Raw genomic sequence first — 18,220 nt, 5'->3', positions numbered from 1 at the left:
CGCGATCATGGCGCCGGAACCATGCGCCCGGGTGGATCCGTGGTTCCGGCGCCATGATCGCGGTCCACCTCAGGGGGCGACGTCGTCCGGGGGCTGCGGCCAGCGCGGGACACCGGCCACCGCGCCCTCGCCGAGCGGCGCGCGGAACTCCGCGGGCCGCTTGGCGAGGAAGGCGGCCACTCCCTCCGCGGCGTCGGGCCCGCTCCCGAGCTCGGCCAGCGCCCGCGACTCCACCCGGTGGGCGTCCCAGGGCGAGGGCGCGCCGAGCATCGACCAGAGCATCTGCCGCGCGGCGGCGACCGCGACCCCCGAGGTGTTGTCAACGATCTCGGAGGCCAGCTCCATCGCGGTGGGCAGCAGGTCGGCGTCGGGGACGACCCGGCTGACCAGCCGCCCGCGCAGCGCCTCGGCGGCGTCGAACACCCGGCCGGTGGCCACCCACTCCATCGCCTGGCTGATGCCGACGACCCGGGGCAGGAACCACGACGACGCCGCCTCCGGCGTGATGCCGCGGCGGGCGAAGACGAAGCCGAAGCGCGCCGACTCCGCCGCGATCCGCACGTCCATCGGCAGGACCATCGTCGCGCCGATGCCCACCGCCGGGCCGTTGACCGCGGCGATCACCGGCTTGCGCAGCACCGCGAAGGGCAGCGAGGCGACGCCGCCCCAGTCCCGCGCGACGCCGTCGACGGTCCCCTGCACCGGCGGGCCGCCCGCCCGGCCGCGGTCGGCGAACGTCCCCGACCCCGCGCCCAGGTCGGCGCCGGCGCAGAAGGCCCGCCCGGCCCCGGTGACGACGACGACCCGCACGGCCTCGTCGGCGTCGGCGGCCGCCGCGGCCTCCCCCAGCTCGCCGGCCATGACCGGCGTGAAGGCGTTGAGCCGGTCGGGCCGGTCCAGGGTGATCGTGGCGACGCGGTCGGCGACCTCGTACCGCAGCTGGGTGGGGCTCACCCCAGGGCGCCGGCGACGGCGAGCCGGGCGACGGCGTCGAGGTGCTCGGCGGCGTCGCCGAGCAGCAGCCGGTCGACCTTGGCGCGGCGCCAGTACAGGTGCGCGTCGTGCTCCCAGGTGAACCCGATGCCGCCGTGCACCTGCACGACCGTCTCGGTGGCCCGCTCGGCGACCTCGGTGGCGTAGGCCTTGGCGGCCGCGGCGGCCAGCGGCAGCTCCGCCGGTGAGCTGTCGGCCGCCCACGCCGCCCACCACACCAGCGAGCGCAGCTGGTCCACGCCCACCCACGCGTCGACGAGCATGTGCTTGACCGCCTGGTAGGAGCCGATGACCCGGCCGAACGCCTCCCGCTGCTGGGCGTACTCGACGCCCATCAGCACCGCGCGGTCGGCGGCGCCGAGGTCCTCCGCGGCCATCACCACCGCGCCCACCTGCCGGGCCCGGGCCCACAGGTCGCCCGCGTCCTCGGCCAGCACCCGGCGCGAGGTCATCCGCACCGAGGCCAGCCCGCGCGTGGCGTCCATCGGCCGGCCGGGGGTCACCTCGCCCTCGCCGACGACGAGCGCGCCGCCGTCGAGGCCGAGGAAGAGCGTGGCGTCGGCCGCGTCGAGCGAGGGCGCCGAGCCGGCGACCGGCCCGTCGAGCACGGCGATCGCGGCCGAGCCGTCGGCGAGCTGCGCGGCGAGGTCCGGTGCGCCCTCGAGCAGCACCGCCGCCCGCGCCGCGGTGACCAGCGACGGCCCGGCCAGCACCGCGCCGGCCTGCTCCGCCACGACGGCGAGGTCGAGCACGCTGCCGCCCGCGCCGCCGGCCGACTCGGGCACCGTGACGCCGAGGAAGCCGATGTCGGCCAGCGCCTTGCGCCCGGGCGCCGGGACGCCGTCGCCCTCGAGGGCGGCCCGCGCGGCCGACAGCGGGACCGACCCGGTGAAGAACTCGCGGGCGCCGGCGGCGGCGTCGCGCTGGTCGTCGGAGAGGTCGAAGTTCACCGTCGTCCTCCGGAGGAGAAGGGAGCGCTCTTGTCGGTCCGGGGCTCCGGCGGCAGGCCCAGCACCCGCTCGCCGAGGATGTTGCGCAGCACCTGGTCGGTGCCGCCGGCGATCGCGATGCCGGGCACGTAGGCCTGGGCCCGCTGCCAGGTGTCGTCGCCGTCGGCGGTGGCGCCGAGCACCGCCTCGTCGCCGAGCAGCCGCACCCCGGCGTCGGAGACCAGCCGGGCCGCGGCGGTGCCGCCGAGCTTGCCGGCGCTGGCCTCGGGGCCGGGCATCCCGCCCTGCGACAGCGTCGTGAACCGCCGGTAGCCGGTGTAGCGGGCGGCCAGCGAGGCGACCAGCGCCCGTCCGACCGCCTGCCGGGCCAGCGCCTGCTGCTCCGGGGCGAGGGTGGGCAGCCGGTCGCGGGCGTGGGCGGCGAGCGACTCCGGCGAGGGGCCGATGTCGCTGCCCGCGCCGCCGATGGCCACCCGCTCGTTCATCAGCGTGGTCAGCGCGACCCGCCAGCCCTCGCCGGGCTCGCCGAGGCGCTCGGAGTCGGGGATGCGCACGTCGTCGAAGAAGACCTCGTTGAAGTCGGCGCCGCCGCTCATCTGGCGCAGCGGCCGCACGGTGACGCCGGGGGCGTGCATGTCGACGACGAACATCGTCAGCCCGGCGTGCTTGGGCCGCTCCGGGTCGGTGCGGGTGAGCAGGATGCCGAAGTCGGAGACGTGCGCCAGCGTCGTCCAGACCTTCTGGCCGTTGACCACCCAGTCCTCGCCGTCGCGGACGGCGGAGGTGCGCAGCGCGGCGAGGTCGGACCCCGAGCCCGGCTCGCTGAACAGCTGGCACCAGACGTCGTCGGCGCGCAGCAGCCGGGCGAGGTAGCGGGAGCGCTGGTCGTCGCTGCCGTGGGCGATGACGGTGGGCCCGCACATGCCGATGCCGATGTGGTTGATCAGGGTGGGCACCCGGGCGCGGCCGAGCTCCTGGCCGACGATCGCCTGCTGCACCAGCGTGCCGCCCTGGCCGCCGTACTCCCGCGGCCACGTGACGCCGACCAGCCCGGCCTCGGCGAGCACCCGCTGGGTGTCCCGGAGCTCGGCCTCGCGGGAGCGGGCGTCGACCGGCTCACCGGGCGCGACGTGCAGCAGCTCGCCCGCGTGCTCCTCCAGCACGCTGCGGACGTGCGCCCGGAAGGACGCCTCCTCCGGGGTGTCGTCGAAGTCCACGCGGGGCCTCCTCGTCGTCGGGCGGTACGCGCCGCAGCGTGACAGCGCGCACCCTCGACGGTCAACGGTGACTGTTCAGCGCGGCGGTGAGGGCCTAGCCTGCCGCAGGTGAGCGCCGACGCCGTGTCCTGCGACGGCCCGCGCAGCCGGTCGACCCGCACCGCCGACAGCCGCGCGCTGATCCTCGACGCCGCCGTCGCCTGCCTCGTCGAGTCCGGGTACGCCGGCGCCTCGACCCTCGCCGTCCAGGCCCGGGCCGGGGTGTCGCGGGGGCGGCTGCTGCACCACTTCCCCTCCCGCGCCGAGCTGCTGGTGGCCGCGGCGGGGCACCTGTCGAGCACCCTGCTGGCCGAGGTGCAGGAGCGCGCGGCGGCGGTGATGGCCGACGAGCCGACCGGGCCCGAGCGGGTCGACCGGGCGATCGACCTGATGTGGGCGACGTTCCAGGAGCCGCCGTTCTGGGCGGCGATGGAGCTGTGGACCGCGGCGCGCACCGATCCCGGACTGCGGGCGGCGCTGCGGGTCGAGGAGCGCCGGCTGCGCGCGGCGATCCGCCGGGTGGCCGACGGGATCTGGGGCCCGCAGATCGCCTCCGCCCCGCGCTACGCCGAGGTGTGCGAGCTGCTGTTCACCAGCATGCGCGGGGTGGCCTGCGTGTACGCCTTCGCCGACCGGCCGGCCGCCACCGATCCGCACCTGGCGCTGTGGAAGGGGCTCGCCGCGCGGATGCTCGCCGCGCGCCCGGAGGACTGACGCCGGGGCCCGACGCGGGCCACGCTGTCCGGGCATGGACGACGCACGCGGTTACGTGCTCGGCAACGACGACCCGGCGATGGTCCGGCTGGACGCACTGTCGCGGGTCTACGCGCCGGCCACCGCGGCCTGGCTGGACGCCGCGGAGCTGGCCCCCGGCGCGTCGGTGGTCGACCTCGGTTGCGGCACCGGCGCGGTGACCGTGGCGGCGACGGAGCGGGTCTGCCCTCCCGGGCGGGTGGTGGGAGTCGACTCCGCGCCGCACCCGCTGACGGTCGCCCGGCGCCGGGCCGCGGAGGTCGGCCACCCCGGCGTCTCCTTCGAGCAGGCCGACGTCACCACCTGGGAGCCGCCCGGGCCGGTGGACGCCGTCCTCGGGCGGCTGGTCCTGCTGCACCTGCCCGACCCGGTGGCCCTGCTGGCGCGCCTCGCGCGGAGCGTGCGCCCGGGCGGCGTCGTCGCGTTCCAGGAGGTCGTCCTCTCCACCCGCGCCGCCTCCCCGCCCCTGCCGCTGCTGACCGCCTTCAACGGCTGGCTGCTCACCACCCTCGGCCGCCTGGGCGTGCCCGTGGACCTGGGCCTGCGGCTCGGCGCGGTGTTCCGGGCCGCCGGACTGCCCGACCCGGTGCTGGTCACCGGCCAGCCGCTGGAGCGCGGCCGGGACGCGACCGGGTGGTCGATCGTGGGCGGGGACGTGACCGCCCTCGCCGGCGCCTTCGAGCGCACCGGGACCGCGACGGCCGGCGAGGTCGGGCCGGCGGACTTCGAGCAGCGGCTGCGCGCCGAAGCCGCGGCCGTCGACGCCGTGCTGGTCAACCCCCTGGTGGTGGGGGCGGTGACCCGGCTGCCTGACGGTCAGGGTTGACCGCCCCGTCCTGCCGCCAGCAGCATGACGCAGGTCACACCCGACCCCAGGAGGACCCCGTGAGCGTCCCGATCCCCCACCTGCAGGGCCGCGGCATGACGGCCGCCGACCAGCTGGCCCGCTGGGCGCGCCGGACCCCCGACGCGTGGGCGCTGCGCTTCGAGGGCGGCGGGCGCACGTACGCCGAGCTCGACGAGCGGGTCACCCGGCTGGCCCGCGCGCTGGCCGATCGGGGCGTCGGGACCGGCGACCGCGTCGCCGTGCTGGGGCTCAACTCGACGGAGGTCTGGGAGTCCTACCTCGCCGGCGTCCGTCTGGGCGCGATCGTCGTCCCGGTCAACTTCCGGCTGGTCGCCGACGAGGTGGCCTACGTGCTCACCGACTCCGGAGCCACCGCGCTGGTCGTCGACGCCGCGCTCGCCGAGGTGGCCACGAAGGCCCGTGAGCAGGCGCCCGGGGTGACCACGGTGCTCACCATCGGCGGGGACCTCGAGGAGGCGCTGGCCGCGGCCTCGCCCGAGCCGCTGGACGTCGAGGTCGACGAGGGCGCACCGGCGTTCATCATGTACACCTCGGGCACGACCGGCCGACCCAAGGGCGCCGTGCTCACGCACCGCAACCTGCTCATGCACGTCTTCAGCCAGGTCACACACCTCGGCTGGGGCCCCGACGACCGGGTCGGCGTCCCGGGGGCGCCGCTGTTCCACATCGCCGGGCTGGCCGGGGGGCTGCCGCCGCTGCTGCTCGGCGGCACGCACGTGATCCTCCGGTCCGGCGGCTTCGACCCGGTGGCCACGCTCGACCTCATCGAGCGGGAGCGGGTCAGCAGCATCTTCCTGGTCCCCGCCATGTGGGCGGCGGTCGTCGCCGTCCCCGGCATCGCCGACCGCGACCTGTCCTCCCTGCGGCGGATCTCCTGGGGCGCGGCCCCGGCCTCGACCACGCTGCTGCGCACGATGATCGACACGTTCCCGCAGGCGGAGGTCGTCACCGCCTTCGGGCAGACCGAGTGCAGCCCGGTCACCTGCTTCCTGCGCGGCGAGGACTCGGTGCGCAAGATCGGCTCGGTCGGGACGCCGATGCTCAACGTCGAGGTCCGCGTGGTCGACGACGCCATGCAGGACGTGCCGCAGGGCGAGGTCGGCGAGATCGTCTACCGCAGCCCGATGGTCATGCGGGAGTACTGGGACAAGCCCGAGGCGACGGCGGAGGCCTTCGCCGGCGGCTGGTTCCACTCCGGCGACCTGGTCCGGCAGGACGAGGACGGCTACCTCTACGTCGTCGACCGCAAGAAGGACATGATCATCACCGGCGGCGAGAACGTGTACTGCGCCGAGGTGGAGGACGTGCTCGCCGCCCACCCCGGCGTCGCGGAGGTCGCGCTGATCGGCGTCCCGGACGCGAAGTACGGCGAGGCACCGCTGGCCGTCATCGCCCCCCGCGACCCGGCGTCCCCGCCCACGCCCGAGGAGCTCGGCGCCTGGTGCCGCGAGCGGCTGGCCCGCTACAAGCACCCGCGGGAGTACTCGGTCGTCCCCGCGCTGCCGCGCAACCCCAGCGGCAAGGTGCTCAAGACCACCCTGCGCGCCGAGCACCGCGCCGGGTCGCTGGTCTCCGACCCGGCCGTCTGAGGCCCCTGCGCAGGGGCCTCCACTGTGCTCGGCGCACACCGGGAGCTGTGCTGACCGCTGCTCGACAGCGCATGTGAGCTGTACCACGCTGACGGGCGCACCGACCCGGACGGAAGGACACGCATGACCGCCACGCACCCTGCGCGCACGGCCGCGCAGGAGCCCGCCACTCCACAGGGGACGGCCGCGAACTGGCCGCCCGGCCTGCCGCGGTCGCTGGAGTACCCGCCGGTGCCGGTGGGGTCGATCCTGCGCGCCGCGGTGCGGCGCTGGGGCACGCGGGCGGCGTTCGTCGACCACGACGTCGAGCTCACCTTCGAGGAGCTGGGCGCGCGCGCCGCGGCGGTGGCCAACTGGCTGGCCGACCACGGCGTCGGCCGCGGCGACGTCGTCGCGGTGCACCTGCCCAACTGCCGCCAGTACCCGGCGGTCTACTACGGCGTGATGATGGCCGGCGCCGTCTTCTCCCCCACCAACCCGCTGCTGCCCGCGGCCGACCTCGCCGCCCAGCTCACCGACGCCGGCGCCACGGTCCTGGTCACCTGGGACCAGGTGCTGCCCTTCGTCCGCACCGCGCTGGAGGCCACGCCGGTGCGGACCGTCGTGGTCACCGGGGAGGCGCACACCCTCGACTTCTCCGCCCGGCTCGAGGGCCTGGCCGACGGCGACGTCGACCTGGCCGACCTGCTGGCCGCCGACTCCACCGACCGGCACCTCGACGCCGGGCTCGACCCCGCCACCGACCTCGCCCACCTGGCCTACACCGGCGGCACCACCGGGGTGAGCAAGGGCGTCGAGCTCCCGCACCGCAACGTGGTCACCAACGTGCTGCAGTCGGCCTGCTGGACGTCGGGGTCGCTGCCCGAGCTCGACGAGGCCGGTGACGTCAGCCTGCGCCAGGTGGCCGGCGAGGACGAGTACCCGACCCGGCTGGGCGAGGCCGTGCTGATCAACCTGACGCCGTGGTTCCACGCCATGGGCGCGATCGGCTACCTCAACGGCATGGTCATGGGCGGCACCACCACCGTCATCCACATGCGCTTCGACCCGGTGACGTACGTCGAGGACGCCCAGCGCTACCAGGTGACGTCGATCGGCGGCGCCCCGCCGGTGTTCGTGGCGCTGCTCCAGGTCCCCGGGTTCCCCGACCACGACTGGTCGCACGTCCGCGGCGTCTCCAGCGGTGCCGCGCCGCTGCCGGTGTCGCTGATCGAGCGGCTGCAGGCGGTGCTGCCCAACGCCGTCATCGGGGAGGGCTACGGGCTGACCGAGGTGACCATGCAGGCCACCGGCAACCCGTCGTTCCGCTCCGGCACCCGCAAGCCCGGCACCGTCGGGCTCCCGGTGTTCGACACCGAGATCACCATCCGGCCGCTCGGCGGCGGCGACCCGCTGCCGGCCGGCGAGCGCGGCGAGGTGTGCATCCGCGGGCCGCAGGTCATGCGCGGCTACGCCCACCGGCCCGAGGCGACGGCGGAGTCCATCGACGCCGACGGCTGGTTCCACACCGGCGACGTCGGGGTCCTCGACGAGGACGGCTACCTGTCGATCGTCGACCGCACCAAGGACATGCTGCTCTACAAGGGCTACAACGTGTTCCCGCGCGAGCTCGAGGAGATCCTCTTCGGCGTCCCCGGGGTGGCCGGCGCCGCCGTCGTCGGCCGGCCGGACGAGACCGCCGGGGAGCTGCCCGTGGCCTACGTCGTCCGCAGGGCCGACGACGCCGGCGCGGCGCTGACCGCCGAGTCGGTGATGGCCGCGGTCAACGACCGCGTCACCCACTACAAGCGACTGCGCGACGTCGTCTTCATCGACGCGATCCCCGTCTCGGCGGCGGGCAAGGTGCTCAAGCGCGAACTGGCCGCCCGCGAGCGGGAGTCCGTCACGGGCGGGTGAGCCCCGTGTGACGCGAGCGGGTGGCGCCGGTGTCCGTTGCGGCGACCGGCGCCCCCCGCTCGCTATCGTCCGCGCTGTGATGGGCGGACACGGGTCGGAGGACCCGCACACCGGGGTGCAGATCGCCCACGAGGAGCAGTCCCCGGTCCGTCAGGTGTGGGCCCGGGTCGTGCTCGCGGCGTTCTTCCTCGGCCTGACGGTCTTCATCGTCTGGCTCGACCGCGAGTCCTACCGCGACGGCGACCAGGTCGGCATCTCGCTGCTCGACGCCGTCTACTACTCCACGGTCACGCTCTCCACCACCGGGTACGGCGACATCACGCCCATCACCGAGTCCGCGCGGCTGGTGAACATCCTGTTCATCACGCCCCTGCGGATCATGTTCCTGATCGTGCTCATCGGGACGACCCTCGAGGCGCTCACCGCGCGCTCGCGCGAGGAGTTCCGCATCCGACGCTGGAGGTCCCGCGTGCGCCAGCACGTCATCGTGTGCGGCTACGGCACCAAGGGGCGCAGCGCCGTCCGCTCGCTGCGGGCCACGGGCACGCCGCTGGAGAGCATCGTCATCGTCGACGCCGACCAGAAGGCGATCGACGAGGCCAACTCCATCGGGCTCACCGGCATCGTCGGCGACGCCGGGCGCACCGACGTGCTGCGCCGGGCGCACGTCGAACGGGCGCGGGCGGTCATCGTGGCGGCCAACCGCGACGACGCCGCCGTCCTCATCACCCTCACCGTGCGCCAGCTCAACCCGAGCGTGCCGATCACCACCAGCGTCCGCGAGGAGGAGAACGCCAGCCTGCTGCGCCAGTCCGGCGCGGACACGGTGATCACCACGTCGGCGACGTCGGGCCGGCTGCTGGGCCTGTCGACCGACAGCCCGCGGGTGGTCTCGGTGGTCGAGGACCTGCTCACCGGCGGGCAGGGACTGGACCTCTCCCAGCGCACCGTGCGCTCCGGCGAGGTCGGGCTCGGCCCGCGCGACCTGCGCGACGTGGTGCTGTCGGTGACCCGCGGCGGGCGCACGCTGCGCTTCGACGACCCGCTGATCGGCACGCTGCAGAGCGAGGACGTCCTGGTGGTCGTGCGCTCGCACGGCCCCGACGGTCAGGTGTTCGCCCGCGCGTAGGGCGACGTGGTCAGACCGGCAGCGCGGCGAGGTCTTCTGCCAGCCGGGCGCCGGCCAGCACGAGGTCGGTGGCGGTGGTGTGCCAGCCGGCCACCAGCAGCAGCGGCCACGGGTGCTCGTCGTCGGCCGAGGCGGTGACCGCGACCAGAGCGGCCTGCGCCACGGCGCGGCACGCGAGGGAGTCCATGCTCCCCGGGATCGGCACCGGGGCGGATCCACTCCAGCCGGGCGGCGCAGCTCACCCCGGGGGATGAGGTCGGCGGGCCGGTCGGGGACCGTCGGCCACCGCAGGTCCGCGGCCGACGGCCCCGCCGCTCAGCCTCGGGCGGCGCGGACGGCGTCGGCGAGCGGGGTCACCGGCCGGCCGAGCAGGGCGGCGAGGTCGGCGTCGCCGGTGTCGAGCTCGCCGCGGGCGATCGAGGTGTCGATCCCGGCGACGAACCCGGCGGTGCCGGCGTCCAGCCCGGCGCCCTGCAGGGTCGCGACGAGCTCCTCGGCCGGGAGGTCACGGTAACGGACCGCCGTGCCGGTGACCTCGGTGACGACGGTGGCGAGGTCGGCCAGCGTGACGCCGGGGCCGCCGAGCTCGCGGACGACGGTGCCGTCGTCGTCGGCGAGCAGCGCGGCCGCCGCGGCGACGGCGTAGTCGGCACGCGGGGCGACCGAGACCCGGCCGTCGGCCGCTGCGCCGACGACCTCGCCGGTGGCCAGGTACTCGTCGAGCCGCGCGGTGTAGTTCTCGGCGTACCAGCTGTTGCGCAGGATCGTGACCGGGACGCCGGAGCCGCGCAGGACCTCCTCGGTGCCCCGGTGCTCGGGCGCCAGCGGGTTGGCGGACGTGTCGGCCCGCGCGATCGAGGTGTAGACGATCCGCCGGACGCCGGCCGTGGCCGCCGCCTCGACCACCGCGGTGTGCTGGGCGACCCGCTGCCCGGGCTCGCTGCCGGAGACCAGCAGCAGCCGGTCCACGCCGGCCAGCGCGGCAGACAGGGTGTCGGGCCGCGAGTAGTCCCCGTGGCGCACCTGCACGCCGTGGTCGGCCAGGTCGGCGGCGGCCTCGGGACGGCGGACGACGGCGACGACGTCGGACGCGGGCACGCCGCGGTCGAGCAGCTCCTCGACGGCGCGACGGCCGAGGTGACCGGTGGCCCCGGTGACGGCGTAGGTGGTCATGCGGGCACTCCTCGGTCCAGGAACTCGGTCGGGGGCACCAACCCGGAGGAAGGGCCCGTCATTCCGCCACCGGTCGTAGGCTGCCGCGTGTGACCGACCCGTCGCCCGCGCTGGTCAGCGACGTGTTCGCGCGCGACTGCACCTCGCGCTCGGCCTCCGAGGACGTCACCGCGAAGCCTCGCTGGTGCTGCCGGCCCTGCACGAGGGCGGCTACCGGTTCAACGCGCTGCGCCGCCGCGTGGACGGGGTGAGCGAGAAGATGCTGTCGCAGACGCTGCAGTCCCTGGAGCGCGACGGCATGGTCACCCGCGACGTCGTCACCGCGATCCCGCCGCGGGTCGAGTACGCGCTCACCGCGCTCGGGCGGCGGGTGGCCGGCCGGCTGGGCGACCTCGCCGCCGTGCTCGAGGACGCCGTCCCCGAGGTCGAGCGGGCCCGTGCGGGGCACCGCCCCCGCTAGGGGAACGGCCCACCCTCAGCCGGAACGCCACCCGCGCTCGTGCAGGCGCTGCACGCCGTCGAGCAGCAGGTCCAGGGCGAACTCGAACTCGAACTGCTCGTCGCAGCCCTGCCCCGCGGCGGTCGGGTCCCCGCCCGTGGCAGCCGTGGCGATCTCGAGGACGTGCGGGAAGCGCCGGGCGAACTCCGCGACCATCGCCCGCTGCTCCTCGGCGGTGGGGGGCGGCGCGTCAGCGCCGGGCGGCGCGTCGAACAGCTCGGGGCTGAACCCCCAGATGCGGTTGCCCAGCGCGTGCATCACGTGGTGGGTCAGGTCGACCGAGAGCCCGCCGCGGCGGAAGGTGCCGGCGACCGCGTCCATGTAGCCGAGCACGGCCGGCGTCCGCCGGGTGCGCGACTCGATGGCCCGCCGGGCCCAGCCGTGCCGCAGCACCGCCCGGCGCGCGGAGAGCAGGCGCGCCCGGACGGCGGCCGTCCAGTCCAGCTCCGGGCCGGGCGTCTCGAACTCGCCGATCACGGCGTCGACCATCCCGTCGAGCAGCTCGTCCTTGTTCGCCACGTGCTTGTAGAGGGCCATCGGGACGACGCCGAGCACCTGCGACAACCCGCGCATGCTCACGGCGTCGAGGCCCGACTCGTCGGCCAGCGCGACGGCGGCCCGCAGCACCCGCTCCCGCGTCAGCGGCTCCCGTGCCATCCGCCCTCCCCTGCTTGACAGGTGTACACCGTACACCCTACCGTCCGCGGCGTCGGTGTACGCCGTACACCACCGAGGGTCGAGGAGCCGTTGACCATGCACGAGTCCCGCACAGCCGCCGCCGTCACGGGCGTGTTCTTCCTGGTGGCCGCAGTCGCTGCCGTCACCGCCCTGGCGCTGTACCAGCCCCTGCTCGGCGACCCCGCCTACGTGCTCGGCCCGGGCGCGGATCGGCAGGTCCTGTGGGGCGCCCTGCTCGAGGTGGTGCTGGCCGCCGCCGTCATCGGCACCGCGGTCACCGCCTACCCGGTCGTCGCGCGGCAGGGCCGCGCCCTGGCCCTCGGGTACGTCTGCGGTCGCCTGCTGGAGGCCGCCGTCATCGTCGTCGGGATCGTCGCCGTGCTGGCCGTCGTGGCGCTGCGGCAGGACGGCACCGCCGACGGCGACACCTCACTCGTCGCCGTGGCGCGGGGCCTGGTCGCGCTGCACGACGCGACGTTCCTGGTGGGCCCCGGGCTCGTCATCGGCGTCAACACGCTGCTGCTCGCCACGCTGGTGTACCGCGGCCGGCTGGTTCCCCGGCCGGTCGCCGTCATCGGCCTCGTCGGTGGTCCGCTGGTGTTCCTCTCGTCCACGGCGGTGCTCTTCGGCGTGTACGAGCAGGTCTCGGTGTGGGGGATGCTCGGGGCGATCCCGGTGACCGCCTGGGAGATGAGCCTCGCCGTGTACCTGGTCGTGCGGGGGTTCCGGCGGGAGGCGGCCGTCCTCCCGCCGCGGTCGCCGCTGGTCCCCGCCTGACGGCACGGCACGGGTTGACACGCCTGTCATGGTCGGGGCGATGACGACGGTCCCGGACGGGTTGGTCGCGGTCGTCAAGCGCGACTGCCCCACGTGCACGCTGGTGGAGCCGGTGCTGCGGCAGCTGGCCGACGCCGGCGGGCTCACGGTCGTCTGCCAGGACGACCCCGCCTTCCCCCGCGACCTGCCGGTGGTCGACGACCGCGAGCTCGAGCTGAGCTGGCGGCTGCGGATCGAGACGGTGCCCACCCTGCTGCGGATGGCCGACGGCACCGAGTCCGGCCGGATCGAGGGCTGGCTGCGCAGCCGGTGGGAGTCCTTCACCGGCGTGACCGGTCTCGGCGAGGGACTGCCCGAGCACCGGCCCGGGTGCGGGTCGCGCAGCGTCGAGTGGGGCGTCGAGGACGAGCTGGCCCGGCGGTACGGCGGCCGGCTGCTCACCGCGCGCCGGGTGGAGCTGGCCGACCTCGAGGACGACGTCGAGGCGCTGTTCGACCGCGGCTGGACCGACGGCCTGCCGTGCGTGCCGCCCACCGAGGAGCGCGTGCTGCGGATGCTGGGCGGCACCCGGCGGGCCCCGGACGAGGTGGTCGCCGTCGTCCCGCCCGACCTGGTCGAGTGCACCGTCGAGAAGGTCGCCGTCAACGCCGTCCTCGCCGGCTGCCTGCCCGAGCACCTGCCGGTGGTGCTCGCCGCCGTCGAGGCGGCCTGCCGCGACGAGTTCGCGCTGCACGGCGTCCTGGCCACCACCTGGTCCGCCGGACCGGTCGTGGTCGTCGACGGCCCGGTCACCGCGCGGCTGCGGATGAACTCCGGCATCAACGTGCTCGGCCAGGGCAACCGGGCCAACGCCACGATCGGCCGCGCGCTGCAGCTGGTGGTCCGCAACGTCGGCGGCGGGCGGCCGGGCGAGGTCGACCGCGCGACCCTCGGCCACCCCGGCAAGCTCGGCTGGTGCTTCGCCGAGGCCGACGACGACCTGCGCCCCTTCCCCCCGCTGGCCGAGTCGCGCGGCGTCCCCGGCTCGGCGCTCACCGTCTTCGCCGGCGCGGGGCTCACCCCGTTCCTCGACCAGGCCAGCCGGACGCCGGAGTCGCTGGCGCGCACGCTGGCCCTGGTCCTGCGCACCGTCGGCCACCCCAAGTCCGCGCTCGGCATGGACGCCCTCGTCGTCCTCGGCCCGGAGCACGGGCGGGTGTTCCGGGAGGCCGGCTGGGACCGCGAGCGGCTGCTCGCCGAGCTCGACCCGCTGCTGGTGCTGCAGCCCGAGGAGTTCCGCCGCGGCGCGCAGGGCATCGCCGAGGGGATGCCGGACGCCCTCGCCGACCGGCCGCTGCCCAAGTTCCGGCCCGGGGGCCTGCTGCTCGCCTACGCCGGCGGCCCCGCCGGCATGTTCTCGGCGGTGATCAGCGGCTGGGTCAGCGGTCCGGCCGGCAGCGTGCCGGTGACCGTCCCGATCGAGGAGGCCTGATGGCACGGACACTGCTCGACCCGACGTCGGAACGGCGGCCGGCGGAGCGGGCGCTGACCCCGCGGCCGCCGTCGCTGGAGGGCCGGACGGTCGGCCTGCTCGACATCTCCAAGAGCCGTGGCGACGTCGTCGTCGACGAGCTCGAGGCGCTGTTGCACGCCGACGGGGTCGCCACGCTGCGCTACCGCAAGCCCACGTTCGCCCGGCCGGCCCCGGTGGACCTGCGGCACGAGATCGCCACCCACTGCGAGGTGGTCATCGAGGCGCTGGCCGACTAGGGCTCCTGCACGTCGTGCAGTGTGCACGACATCGCCGACCTCGAGGCCCGGGGCGTGGTGGGGGTCTTCCTCGCCTCCACGGAGTTCGCCGACGCCGCCGCCGCCCAGTCGCGGGCGCTGGGCCTCGCGGTGCCGCACGTGCTGGTCCCGCACCCGATCCAGGACCGGACCGACGACGAGCTGCGCCGGCTCGCCCGCGAGGCCTACGCCGCCGTCCTCGCCGCGGTGACGCGGGGCTGACGACGCCGGCCGCGCCCCGGGCACAGGAGCCCCGGACGCACGAGAGCCCCGGTCGGTGACCCGACCGGGGCTCTCGCACGGGGTGGAGGTGGCGGGAATCGAACCCGCGTCCTGCGACGCATCACCAGGGCTTCTCCGAGCGCAGTCCGCTGCGTCTCTGCTCGGCCCTCCCGATCTCACGAACGAGTCGAGATGACGGGCCCAGTCACTGTTTGGTGTCCCGTGAGTGCCCGCGACCGGCCCTCACGGTGAGTCATCTAGCTGATGCCAGGATCCGGGCCGATGACGAACCCGGGCTGACAGAGTCGCCTCGCTACTTAGGCAGCGAGGGCGAACTCGCGCTGACTGGAGTCGGCGCTTGTGTTGTTTCCGACGCGTGGTTAACGAGCTCATCGTCGGCTTCCTCGGCTCGCTTCCCCTGGTCACCCGACCGCAGTCGAGACCATTCACCCCCTGTGCAGTTGTGCACCCATCGTAACCGAGCTGGCCAGCCGGTTGTTCCCCGGACGTCCCCGCTCGGTGATCATCGGATGTTCGCCGCTCGACACGCCGCCCGACGGCGTGTCGTCGTGCACGCGTCCGGTGATCGACGAACCGCCGGCGTCTAGATCCAGTCGCGGCGCTTGAAGACGGCGTACAGGGTCAGGCTCACGCCCAGCATCAGCACCAGCGCGAACGGGTAGCCCAGGTGCCACGACAGCTCGGGCATGGCGTCGAAGTTCATCCCGTAGACCGTGCCCACCAGGGTCGGCGCGAACAGGATGGCCGCCCATGCGGAGATCTTCTTGACCTCCTCGCCCTGCGCGATCGAGGCCACGGTCAGCTCGCGGATCTCGTCGTTCTGCCGCTGCGCCACCAGGGTCGCGTTCACCGTGAGGATGTCGCGCAGCTGCAGCCGGAAGGCCTCGATGCGCTCGGTGACCTGCGTGACGTGGTCGGCGACGTCGCGCAGGTAGCTGCGCAGGTCCTCGTCGACGCCGTACTTGTCGAATCCGGCGGTGATCGCGGCGAGGATGCCGGTCAGCGGCTGGGCGGCCCGCTGGAACTCCAGGACCTCCTGCGACAGCTCGTAGATGCGCCGCGAGACGCCGGGGTCACCGCGGAAGACCTCGGTCTCGATCTCGTCGATGTCGTTGGCCAGGCCGGCGACCACCGGTGAGTACCCGTCGACGACGGCGTCGAGGATCGCGTACAGCACCGCCTCGCTGCCCTTGGCGAGCAGCGCCGGCTCGCTCTCCAGCCGCCGCCGCACGCGGGCGAGGTCGGGGGACTCCGAGTGCCGGACGGTGATGGCGAACTGCCGGCCGAGGAACAGGTGCAGCTCGCCGAACTCGACCTCCTCGGCCGCGTCCAGGTACCGCGCGGCCTTGAGGACGACGAACAGCGTGTCGCCGTAGCGCTCGAACTTGGGCCGCTGGTGGGCCTGGATGGCGTCCTCGACGGCCAGCTCGGGCAGGTCGTACTGCTCGGCCATCTCCCCCAGCTCGGCGGGCTCGGGCCGGTAGAGGCCCAGCCACACCAGCCGGTCGTCGAAGCCCTCGGTGAGCCAGTCGTGGCTCTCCTCCGCCGACGACGGGGTCGCGATGCGCCGGCCGCCCGCGTAGACGGCGTTGTCGACGAGGCGCGAGAGGCGCTCGGGCTGCGGCGCGGGCGGCGGCGGGGGTACCACCGGGCGCAGGACCGGCGGACGGGGACGGCGCCCGAGGGTGGACAGGGCGGTGAGGGGCGCGAGGCGACGGTCGGCCATGACGGGCTCCCGGGGGACGCTGGGTGACGGGACTCAGCGGAGGCCCTCCGCGCACCGGCACCCGGCACGCGCGGCGGCCGGGAGCTCAGGCGGGGAGGACCTCGGGACTGGGACTGGGCGGTTCGCTGCGCACGCGCTCGCCCTCCCTCCCGTCGACCGGTGCCCGGCGTCCTGCGGGCCGTCGTCCATCGTGACACGCCGGGCGACACCCGGCCCGGTGCGGCGGGATGACTTCCCTCTCCGTTCACCCGCCCGTCGTCGGCGCCCGCCGGTCACACGTTGAGCACGAGGTCCACCATGATCGGGAGCAGCACGATGATCAGCAGCGCGCCGAGCACGTCGAAGGAGATCCCCGAGCGGATCATCTTCGTGATCGGCACGACGCCGGAGCCGTAGGCGATCGCGTTCTGCGGCGTCGACACGGGCAGCATGAAGCCGAAGGACGCCGCGAAGGTCGCCGCCAGCGCGGGCACGAACGGGTTGATCCCCGCCGCCATCGCCACCGGGATGATGATCGGGACGACGACCGCGGCGGACGCGGTGTTGCTCGTGGTCTCGGAGATGACGATCGCGAGGACCACCGCGAAGACCGTGATCGCCAGGGTGCTCGTCAGCCCGAGGGTCTCGGCCGAGCTGGTCCCGATCGTCTCGGCCAGGCCGGTGTCGGCCAGCAACGACCCGAAGATGATGCCGGTGCCGAACAGCAGGATGGTGCCCCAGTCGATCGTCGCGGCGTCGGACCAGTTGAGGGTGAACTCCCGCCGCTTCCAGTCGGTGGGCAGCAGGAACAGCAGCGAGGCCCCGAGGACGGCGATGATGCCCTCGTCCATCCGGTCGCTGATCGTCGTGTAGAGGTCGGACTCGGTGCCGGCGGTCAGTGCGATGACGCCGGGGAAGATCCAGCACGCGACGGTGATCCCGAAGGCGATCAGCGTGTTCTTCTCCGCCCGGGTGACCGGGCCGAGCTGGGCGCGCTCCTGCTCCACGTACTCGTGCACGCCCTCGATCCGCTTGATCTCCGGCCGGTTGAGCAGCAGCAGGACGGCGGCCAGCGCCACGAACATCAGCGCGCAGATCGGCAGCGCCATGAGCATCCAGTCGAGGAACCCGATCCGCTCCCCCGTGGCCTCCTCGATCAGCCCGCGGCCGATCAGGTTGGGCGGCGTGCCGACCGGGGTGAGCAGCCCGCCGACGCTCGCGCCGTAGGCCAGCATGAGCATCAGCGCGGCCCCGACCCGCAGCCGCAGGGGGTCGAAGTCCGGCGCCACCAGTTCCTTGTCCTGCAGGAGCTTGGCGATGACCGACAGGATGCCCAGCGCCGTGGGCAGCAGCATCGCGACGGTCGCGGTGTTGGAGACGAACGCCGACAGCAGCGCGGTGATCAACCCGAAGGCGATGATCAGCCGGGCGGTGGAGCCGCCGACCCAGCGCATCGACAGGATGGTCATGGCGAACCGCCGGGCCACGCCGTGCTTGAGCATGGCGGCGGCCAGGATGAACGCGCCGATGAAGGTGAACACCGTCGTCGAGCCCAGCGGGCCCACCGCGTCGTCGGCCGGCACCACGCCCAGCACGACGATGGCCCCCACGCCGATGAGCCCGCCGATCGGGATGGGCACCGGCTCGGTGATCCACAGGACGATGACGCCGAGCAGGATCGCGGCGAGCAGGTGCTGGGCGCGGGGCAGGTCGAGCGGCAGCAGGGCGAAGACGATCGTGACGACCGGGGCGAGGAACAGCCCGACGGTCCGGCGTCCCTTCTCGAAGCGTTCCTCGGCCGGGCTGAGCTCCTGCTCCCCCAGGCTCCGGTATGTGGCCGAGCCGCGGAAGGCGGCGTCGACGTCGGTGCGCGGACCGGACTGTCCCGGACGGTCGAGAATGCTCATGGCCACTCCCCGGCAGGTGTGACGCACACCCTAGGGA

16 protein-coding genes, 1 other RNA gene and 1 pseudogene are annotated in these 18,220 nt (G+C 74.6%); 9 read left to right on the top strand and 9 right to left on the bottom strand.

Going from position 1 to position 18,220, the window contains the following annotated elements:
• Positions 1-69: 69 nt before the first annotated feature.
• The 3 genes from HLV61_RS00685 to HLV61_RS00675 are packed head-to-tail and all read right to left on the bottom strand — an operon-like array spanning position 70 to position 3,160.
• Positions 70-954: an enoyl-CoA hydratase-related protein gene (locus HLV61_RS00685; RefSeq protein ID WP_369251938.1), complete on the bottom strand. Its 885-nt coding sequence runs from the start codon at positions 952-954 to the stop codon at positions 70-72.
• Positions 951-1,943: an acyl-CoA dehydrogenase family protein gene (locus HLV61_RS00680; RefSeq protein ID WP_369251936.1), complete on the bottom strand. Its 993-nt coding sequence runs from the start codon at positions 1,941-1,943 to the stop codon at positions 951-953. Before HLV61_RS00680 ends, HLV61_RS00685 begins: the two co-directional genes overlap by 4 nt.
• Entirely contained in the window at positions 1,940-3,160 is a 1,221-nt protein-coding gene (locus tag HLV61_RS00675; protein ID WP_369251934.1) for an acyl-CoA dehydrogenase family protein, read from the bottom strand. The genes HLV61_RS00680 and HLV61_RS00675 overlap by 4 nt, the downstream gene beginning before the upstream one ends.
• 108 nt (positions 3,161-3,268) lie before the next feature.
• Here HLV61_RS00675 and HLV61_RS00670 point away from each other — a divergent pair, with 108 nt between their 5' ends.
• The 5 genes from HLV61_RS00670 to HLV61_RS00650 all read left to right on the top strand — a co-directional run bounded on the left by HLV61_RS00670 (position 3,269) and on the right by HLV61_RS00650 (position 9,434).
• Positions 3,269-3,913 (top strand): TetR/AcrR family transcriptional regulator, encoded by a 645-nt coding sequence (locus HLV61_RS00670; RefSeq protein ID WP_369251932.1) that lies wholly within the window; start codon positions 3,269-3,271, stop codon positions 3,911-3,913.
• A gap of 34 nt (positions 3,914-3,947) precedes the next feature.
• Entirely contained in the window at positions 3,948-4,778 is an 831-nt protein-coding gene (locus HLV61_RS00665; protein ID WP_369251930.1) for a class I SAM-dependent methyltransferase, read from the top strand.
• Positions 4,779-4,837: 59 nt separating this feature from the next.
• Positions 4,838-6,409, top strand: coding sequence for a long-chain-fatty-acid--CoA ligase (locus tag HLV61_RS00660; protein ID WP_369251928.1), 1,572 nt, complete (start codon positions 4,838-4,840; stop codon positions 6,407-6,409).
• A 123-nt stretch (positions 6,410-6,532) separates the two neighbouring features.
• A complete protein-coding gene (locus HLV61_RS00655) occupies positions 6,533-8,305 on the top strand; it encodes a class I adenylate-forming enzyme family protein (protein WP_369251926.1) in 1,773 nt (590 codons plus the stop codon).
• A 79-nt stretch (positions 8,306-8,384) separates the two neighbouring features.
• Positions 8,385-9,434 (top strand): potassium channel family protein, encoded by a 1,050-nt coding sequence (locus HLV61_RS00650; RefSeq protein WP_369252021.1) that lies wholly within the window; start codon positions 8,385-8,387, stop codon positions 9,432-9,434.
• Between the two features lie 10 nt (positions 9,435-9,444).
• Here the strand turns inward: HLV61_RS00650 and HLV61_RS00645 are convergent, their stop codons facing one another.
• Both HLV61_RS00645 and HLV61_RS00640 read right to left on the bottom strand, forming a co-directional pair.
• Positions 9,445-9,621 carry a hypothetical protein gene (locus HLV61_RS00645; protein WP_369251924.1) on the bottom strand — a complete coding sequence of 59 codons (177 nt, stop codon included), beginning with the start codon at positions 9,619-9,621 and terminating at the stop codon, positions 9,445-9,447.
• A gap of 128 nt (positions 9,622-9,749) precedes the next feature.
• Positions 9,750-10,607, bottom strand: coding sequence for an NAD(P)H-binding protein (locus HLV61_RS00640; RefSeq protein ID WP_369251922.1), 858 nt, complete (start codon positions 10,605-10,607; stop codon positions 9,750-9,752).
• A 184-nt stretch (positions 10,608-10,791) separates the two neighbouring features.
• Here HLV61_RS00640 and HLV61_RS00635 point away from each other — a divergent pair, with 184 nt between their 5' ends.
• Complete coding sequence (locus tag HLV61_RS00635) at positions 10,792-11,067, top strand: winged helix-turn-helix transcriptional regulator (RefSeq protein ID WP_369251920.1); 276 nt, start codon at positions 10,792-10,794, stop codon at positions 11,065-11,067.
• A gap of 15 nt (positions 11,068-11,082) precedes the next feature.
• Here HLV61_RS00635 and HLV61_RS00630 read toward each other — a convergent pair whose 3' ends face one another.
• Positions 11,083-11,763 (bottom strand): TetR/AcrR family transcriptional regulator, encoded by a 681-nt coding sequence (locus tag HLV61_RS00630; RefSeq protein ID WP_369251918.1) that lies wholly within the window; start codon positions 11,761-11,763, stop codon positions 11,083-11,085.
• A 96-nt stretch (positions 11,764-11,859) separates the two neighbouring features.
• On the opposite strand from HLV61_RS00630, the gene HLV61_RS00625 reads away from it, so the two are divergent.
• The 3 genes and pseudogenes from HLV61_RS00625 (at position 11,860) to HLV61_RS00615 (ending at position 14,550) form a co-directional block, all read left to right on the top strand.
• On the top strand, positions 11,860-12,561 hold the full coding sequence (locus tag HLV61_RS00625; protein WP_369251916.1) for a DUF4386 domain-containing protein: 702 nt from the start codon (positions 11,860-11,862) through the stop codon (positions 12,559-12,561).
• A gap of 40 nt (positions 12,562-12,601) precedes the next feature.
• Positions 12,602-14,032: a thioredoxin family protein gene (locus HLV61_RS00620; RefSeq protein WP_369251914.1), complete on the top strand. Its 1,431-nt coding sequence runs from the start codon at positions 12,602-12,604 to the stop codon at positions 14,030-14,032.
• Positions 14,032-14,550, top strand: a pseudogene (locus HLV61_RS00615) (UGSC family (seleno)protein). Before HLV61_RS00620 ends, HLV61_RS00615 begins: the two are co-directional and overlap by 1 nt.
• An 80-nt stretch (positions 14,551-14,630) precedes the next feature.
• Here HLV61_RS00615 and ssrA read toward each other — a convergent pair.
• The 3 genes from ssrA to HLV61_RS00600 all read right to left on the bottom strand — a co-directional run bounded on the left by ssrA (position 14,631) and on the right by HLV61_RS00600 (position 18,183).
• Positions 14,631-15,004: a transfer-messenger RNA gene (gene ssrA / locus HLV61_RS00610) on the bottom strand.
• A gap of 150 nt (positions 15,005-15,154) precedes the next feature.
• On the bottom strand, positions 15,155-16,297 hold the full coding sequence (locus tag HLV61_RS00605; RefSeq protein ID WP_369251912.1) for a magnesium and cobalt transport protein CorA: 1,143 nt from the start codon (positions 16,295-16,297) through the stop codon (positions 15,155-15,157).
• A gap of 272 nt (positions 16,298-16,569) precedes the next feature.
• Entirely contained in the window at positions 16,570-18,183 is a 1,614-nt protein-coding gene (locus HLV61_RS00600; RefSeq protein ID WP_369251910.1) for an SLC13 family permease, read from the bottom strand.
• Positions 18,184-18,220 lie beyond the last annotated feature (37 nt).

This window comes from Geodermatophilus amargosae (assembly GCF_041028265.1).
Lineage (GTDB): Bacteria > Actinomycetota > Actinomycetes > Mycobacteriales > Geodermatophilaceae > Geodermatophilus > Geodermatophilus amargosae_A.
Note: the sequence above shows the minus strand (reverse complement) of the source record. Positions and strands in the feature narration are given on the sequence as shown.

Excerpts from the sequence above, each read along its gene's own strand:
- HLV61_RS00630 (WP_369251918.1), bottom strand. The coding sequence starts at position 11,763 with ATGGCACGGGAGCCGCTGACGCGGGAGCGGGTGCTGCGGGCCGCCGTC.
- HLV61_RS00620 (WP_369251914.1), top strand. The coding sequence starts at position 12,602 with ATGACGACGGTCCCGGACGGGTTGGTCGCGGTCGTCAAGCGCGACTGC.
- HLV61_RS00640 (WP_369251922.1), bottom strand. The coding sequence starts at position 10,607 with ATGACCACCTACGCCGTCACCGGGGCCACCGGTCACCTCGGCCGTCGC.
- HLV61_RS00625 (WP_369251916.1), top strand. The coding sequence starts at position 11,860 with ATGCACGAGTCCCGCACAGCCGCCGCCGTCACGGGCGTGTTCTTCCTG.
- HLV61_RS00605 (WP_369251912.1), bottom strand. The coding sequence starts at position 16,297 with ATGGCCGACCGTCGCCTCGCGCCCCTCACCGCCCTGTCCACCCTCGGG.
- HLV61_RS00645 (WP_369251924.1), bottom strand. The coding sequence starts at position 9,621 with ATGGACTCCCTCGCGTGCCGCGCCGTGGCGCAGGCCGCTCTGGTCGCG.
- HLV61_RS00600 (WP_369251910.1), bottom strand. The coding sequence starts at position 18,183 with ATGAGCATTCTCGACCGTCCGGGACAGTCCGGTCCGCGCACCGACGTC.
- HLV61_RS00665 (WP_369251930.1), top strand. The coding sequence starts at position 3,948 with ATGGACGACGCACGCGGTTACGTGCTCGGCAACGACGACCCGGCGATG.
- HLV61_RS00655 (WP_369251926.1), top strand. The coding sequence starts at position 6,533 with ATGACCGCCACGCACCCTGCGCGCACGGCCGCGCAGGAGCCCGCCACT.
- HLV61_RS00650 (WP_369252021.1), top strand. The coding sequence starts at position 8,385 with ATGGGCGGACACGGGTCGGAGGACCCGCACACCGGGGTGCAGATCGCC.